Raw genomic sequence first — 4,867 nt, forward strand, 5'->3', positions numbered from 1 at the left:
GCCGGAGTTGGGGCCGGAGTTGGGGCCGGAGTTGGGGCCGGAGTTGGGGCCGGAGTTGGGGCCGGAGTTGGGGCCGGAGTTGGGGCCGGAGTTGGGGCCGGAGTTGGGGCCGGAGTTGGGGCCGGAGTTGGGGCCGGAGTTGGGGCCGGTGTCGGCGGTGTCGGCGGTGGTACGATCGCAGTAGCAACGATCGCACTAGCAGCAGAACCGTCATTATTGCTAGGGTTTGGATCGCCCGTTGCTGAGGTGCTGCGGGAAGTATTGGTGATATTGCCGATCGCCGGAGCGATTAAACTCACAGTGCGCGTCACGCTAGCACCATTGGCCAAATTGACGATCGCCGGAAAAGTTACCACCCCTGTAATCGGGTCGTAATTGCCGCCATCGGAAGCCTGAACTCCCGTCAAACCAGGGATAATGCTGTCACTCACCACCACAGTGCCAGCAGCGCTGGGGCCCAAATTAGCAGTCGTAATTGTGTAAGTAACAGTCCCCCCCGGAATGGCGGATGCGGGGCCGCTCTTGGTCGTGGAAACGTCCGCTGCGCTGCCAATAACCGTGGTGACTCGACCGCCTCCCTGACCCGGAACCGTCGCGATAATTGAGCCATCGTTGTTATTGATGTTGGGATCGGGAGTATCCGAGGTACTGCGGACGATGTTGGTGATGCTAGTGAGAGTGGCTGGCGGCACAAAGCCGATCGTCCGAGTCACGCTAGTACCAGTTGCTAAACTGGCGATCGCCGGGAAGCTGACAACACCTGTATTCGGATTGTAAGTACCACCGTCGGATGCGGTGACTCCAGTTAAACCTGGAATCAAGCTGTCGGTGATGGACACGTTGACAGCGGGATTCGGGCCGTTATTTAGGGATGTAATTGTGTAGGTGAGTATTTGGCCTGGATTGAGAGTTGCCGGGGCGGTTTTGAAGGTGACAACATCAGCGTTGGGGGCGATCGTGGTGTTAACAGTCGAACCGCTATTGTTGGTAATATTGGGGTCGGGAGTAACGGAGATACTTTTTGCTGTGCTGCTGATGACGCCACTTGCAGGTGCTGTAAAGCCGATCGTCCTTGTTACTGTAGTAGCGTTATTAAGGGCGATCGCTGGAAAAGTTACAATCCCCGTAGTTGCGTTGTAAGTGCCGCCATCAGATGCCGTAACTCCCGTCAAACCCGGAACGATGCTATCAGTGATGGTTACAGCTTCAGCGGGACTCGGGCCGTTGTTGGCTGTGGTAATTGTGTAGCTCACGGTAGCCCCGGGATTCGCGGCACTCGGCCCGGTTTTGGTAGTAACGATGTCTGCAAAGGAGGCGATCGTCGTGACAACGGAGGAATTCGTGCTGCTGCCGTCGTTGTTTGTCAGTACCGGGTCGGAGGTCGCAGAGCTGCTCCGAGCCGTGTTGGTGACGCTTGTAAGGGTCGCTGGAGCGACAAAACTGACGGTGCGGAAGACTGTACTGACGGCTAAGGATGCGATCGGCGGGAAGCTGACAATACCTGTCACCGGGTTGTAAGCACCTCCGTCCGATACCGAGACTCCAGTTAAACCCGGAACGATGCTGTCAGTAATCGTGACATTGGCTGCGGGGTCTGGCCCGTTGTTTGCCGTCGTCACCGTGTAAGCAAGAGCTGACCCAGCATTTGCAGTCACTGGGCCGCTTTTGGTAGTAACGAGGTCAGCAACAGCATCAATAACTGTCGTATTGACTAGACTTATTGCATTTAAACCGCTGTTATTCGCAAGATCGGGGTCGAAAGTGGCTGCACTGCTGGATGCCGCATTGCTGAAGGTGCGGCCGACAGTTAAACCTGGAGGCGCAGCGACTGTCAGGGTGTAAGTGACAGATTGGCCGGGATTGAGAACGGGAATTTTCGGCCAGGTGACGTTCCGTGTCGTGCTTGAGTAAGTGCCACCGCTGGTAGCAATCACAGTAGGAACTGCTGGGTAAGCCGGTTGTAATTCATCTGGTATTTGGTCTTGAACCAAAACTTCTTGAGCCGGTTGTGAGCCTTGATTAGTGGTAGTAATCGTGTAGGTGATGCTACCCCCAACTTTGAGAAATGATGGGCCACTTTTGGTAGTAACAACGTCAGCTTGACTGGCGGGAGTAGGATTGACTGTCTCGATTGTGAGGTTGCGAATTTCGTGAAAGTTAGTAGCAACTCCTGTCGAACTGGCAAAACCAAATTTGAAATTAGCAGGTATCACTCCGTTGATAAGTGCTAGATTGGGAATGTCAATCAGAGTTTCGCCCGGGCCGGTGAACAAGCCGTCATTATTCACATCCAAGGCAACTGTGAGACGGTTTGGCGTTGGAGAAGTAGGCGGAGCTAGGGTAATTTGAATGCTTCTTTTCGCTGCATCCCGACTGGTAGTGACGCTATTGTCGAAGTCAAAAGGGCCTGTAAAGTTAATATTTTTGGGGATGTTGTCGATGCCGATGGGAGAAATGGCATTTGTTAAAAACGCATAACTGCTTGCTTCGCTGCCTCTGAGGGTAATTGAATCGGGTCTGTAAGCACCCAGAGTGGAACCGGGAATTGCTGCTGGTGTCGGCCCAGAACGCCCTTCCGTATTATTGGAAAAATTCCCGTACTCGTCCAATCCAATCCCCAAATAACCTCCCACCAATCCGGGTGTACTGGATGCACCAGTATTGACGTTGGCATAGCCCAGAGAACCGCCAAAGCCTCCTGCTGCTGTCGGGCTAGCTGCCCCGTCAATCATGAAGAAGCTAATACCGTCCCCTGGCTGCGGGGCGATCGCACCGTCTGGGCCGCTAGTAGTAGCGCCGTTGTAAGCAAAGAAATCGAAGGTCATTTTCAGACCCTCTGTGGAGGGTATGGGGTTGTTGTAGATGACAAAGGCTGGCAGTGCCACACCGTTGCTCGTCAATCTCAAAGCCCCAGAGCCCGCTGCATCGCCCCCCAAGCCTGCAAGTATCCCCGATGAAGTTCCTGCGGTGATACCGGGAATATTTTGCTGGCTAGCTGGCAAGGCTGGGTTGGGGTCGAATACTTTGCCGTTTTGTCCTCCGTAAATCCAAGGCCCCGTGACTGTGGAGTTCCTAAATGTTTCGTTGACTAAGGTACCGAGGACAAAACTGTAAGTTTCCAGCACTTCTTTTTGAAATGCTAAATCGGCCGTGATTTCTCCTGCAACTACTTCTAATTCCCAGTCGCCGCCGAGTTCTGCACTTCCGGTCAAATTAGCGGAAGCGGCAATATTTGCACCCGTAATTTCCCGCAGCCTCTGCACGAAAGTCTCACCAGTTTCTCCGGCTGCTACGCTGCACGCCACCAGCAGAATGTCTCCGTTTTTAATTAAAGATTTTTGCCACTGCTGCAATTGGCTTCTGTAGTTTTCTATGCTGTGGCTGTCTAGGTTGGTGGCACCGAGTTGCACGCTGGCTGGTTTGCCGTGGGCGACTATTTGAATGCTGTCAAACCCGCTCTGTTTCGCTAAAGTTTGGGTGATTTGTGCTATTCCATCGCCCGTCGGGTTGAGGATAATTACTTGTGTTCCTGCTGTGACTCCGCTGGCGAGTTGTTGCCAGTTTTCAACGCACGAGTCGATGAAGATTATGTGTTTTCCTGGTTTTTGGGGCTGATTTGGTCTGTTGCTTGCTGTGGGTGCGGCAAAAAGCCCGATCGACTCTCTGCCCCAATCTGCCTGCCGCTCGGATTCAAGTGATTCGCCTATTGACAAACTGAATGTCATATCTTCTGGTAGCAATTTCATATTTTATTTGCACTGAGGTTGATGTAAAAATCGAACAAAAATGCCCTCGCCCTGGGAATTCTTCAACCGCAAATTTTGGGAATAGTTGCGCAGCTATCCATTGTTTCCCGGTTTCCCGCGCGAGCGAGCATCGCACCCTTTACTAAAATAGATTTTAGTCGTAATTAAAGAGTGAATAAGTTTTCAGCTAATGCTATGGCATAGACTTGGAAACCCATCCATTTATATCGTTACGACACATTATATATGGGTCGTGAGTTGAACCTGGGATAATTACTTTAATTTTGGTTAAGCTAATTTTTTCGCTCTCGATAGCCTGACTTCTGTGGACTATTTATTGCCAAGTCTCGCGAAACAGGCTTTCTGGTTGAATTGACATACTGTATTAGTTTCGATCGGCGTTTGCTTTTCTCTATTGAAGCTATCGGCGCAACTTATATTTTTTTACGCAAATCTGGAATTTTTGTTACAAAACTTTATAAAGGCTGGGATACGGAGGCATCAAAAACTGAATTTAGTCGATCGCCCGACATTTTAGCCGATCGCGCCAAAGTGCCCGCCTGTAAGCTAAAAGCTGCAACAGGCGATCGAAAGATTCGCCGATCGTCCGATCGTCCGACAGGGGTTTAAACGCCTGCCTCATAGCTGAAGTCGGTTTTAACCGACTGCGCGGACGATCGCCAGCGCGCTCAATTTTATTTTTCTTTAGTCCTCTAAAAGAGGACTTTCGCTATGAGACAGGGGTTTTTAACCCCTGTCGGACGATCGGACTGTCGGACGATCGGACTGTCGGACGATCGGACTGTCGGACTGTCGGACGATCGCGTAAACCCGATCGTCCCCTTGGCGATGATTTAGATTATGCGTTGAGTAAAATCCTCAATCCCCAACAAATTCGGTGCAACTCCCCGGAGAGAAGCCAACACTTGACCGCTGCTAGTAACACTAATCAAAGTTGCATTATTGGCAGAAGTAAAGCTGAGCTGAGTGAAGTTTAATCCCCCCGATAACCCAATTAAATCTTGACCTTTCTCAAAATCAAGAATCGTGTCGATCCCCTGGGAGGGCGCTAACAGAAATATAGCCTTTCTCAGAAAGATGAGGTACTAGAGGTACTTGAC

The 4,867-nt window shown here is 51.3% G+C and carries 3 protein-coding genes; 1 reads left to right on the plus strand and 2 read right to left on the minus strand.

Features of this window, described 5'->3' with window-relative positions; all coding sequences use genetic code 11:
- Nucleotides 1-3,746 (minus strand): DUF4347 domain-containing protein (locus QUB64_RS31585; RefSeq protein ID WP_333394326.1); only part of this gene is annotated, 3,746 nt, incomplete at its 3' end.
- 514 nt (nucleotides 3,747-4,260) lie between these two features.
- Nucleotides 4,261-4,389 (minus strand): hypothetical protein, encoded by a 129-nt coding sequence (locus QUB64_RS31590; protein WP_333277948.1) that lies wholly within the window; start codon nucleotides 4,387-4,389, stop codon nucleotides 4,261-4,263.
- 89 nt (nucleotides 4,390-4,478) lie between these two features.
- On the opposite strand from QUB64_RS31590, the gene QUB64_RS31595 reads away from it, so the two are divergent.
- Nucleotides 4,479-4,604, plus strand: a complete 126-nt coding sequence (locus tag QUB64_RS31595) for a hypothetical protein (RefSeq protein ID WP_333277950.1) — start codon at nucleotides 4,479-4,481, stop codon at nucleotides 4,602-4,604.
- Nucleotides 4,605-4,867: the final 263 nt, after the last annotated feature.

The organism is Microcoleus sp. Aus8_D2 (assembly GCF_036702665.1).
In the GTDB taxonomy this organism is placed as follows: Bacteria; Cyanobacteriota; Cyanobacteriia; order Cyanobacteriales; family Microcoleaceae; genus Microcoleus.

Excerpts from the sequence above, each read along its gene's own strand:
- QUB64_RS31590 (WP_333277948.1), bottom strand. The coding sequence starts at position 4,389 with ATGAGGCAGGCGTTTAAACCCCTGTCGGACGATCGGACGATCGGCGAA.
- QUB64_RS31595 (WP_333277950.1), top strand. The coding sequence starts at position 4,479 with ATGAGACAGGGGTTTTTAACCCCTGTCGGACGATCGGACTGTCGGACG.